The sequence below is a fragment of the Acidovorax sp. HMWF018 genome (assembly GCF_003061035.1).
Taxonomy (GTDB): Bacteria; Pseudomonadota; Gammaproteobacteria; order Burkholderiales; family Burkholderiaceae_C; genus Acidovorax; species Acidovorax delafieldii.
In genome coordinates this window covers 1-517 of record NZ_QAIM01000427.1, presented here as the reverse complement: position 1 = coordinate 517, position 517 = coordinate 1, and the positions used below count along the sequence as shown (strand labels likewise).

Sequence of the window (517 nt, the reverse complement as noted above, 5' to 3'; positions counted from 1 at the left end):
CCCGCCCCGCCATGGCCAGCGCACCGGCCTTAGCGCCCAGATAGCTGGCAATGATGCGCTGGATGTCGGCCACGCCCTCGGGCAGGTGGGAGGCCATGTCGGCGGGCAGCTTCAGGCGCAGCTCCAGCACCGTGCGGGCCATGTAGGTGAGCAGTTCCTGGTACTGCTGCGGTGCGCTGACCAGGTAGCCACGCGAATGGGTCAGGCCCAGCGCCAGCAGCGCCAGGGGCAGCAGCATCACCAGACCAGCGGCCGTGACCTGGGCCACGCGCAGGCTGGTGGGGGATGGGGCGGCTTGGCGCTGGATCCGGCCCAGCCCCGCTGCAAACCAGCCCGTGAGCGCCCGGGTGAGCAAAAAGCCCAGGCACACACACAGCAAGCCGGGCAGCAGGCCACGCCACATCACCAGCAGCAGCGCAGCGGCCACCAGCAGATAGCTGGCCACCACGATGCCCTGGTTCAGGGCGCGCGGGGGCAGGGTGGTGGGCGTGGGCTCAGGTTGCGCTGAGGGGGGTGG

General features: G+C 71.0%; 1 pseudogene. It reads right to left on the bottom strand.

Annotated elements, in window-relative coordinates:
- A pseudogene (locus DBR23_RS17885) lies at positions 1 to 517 on the bottom strand (permease); the annotation flags it as partial.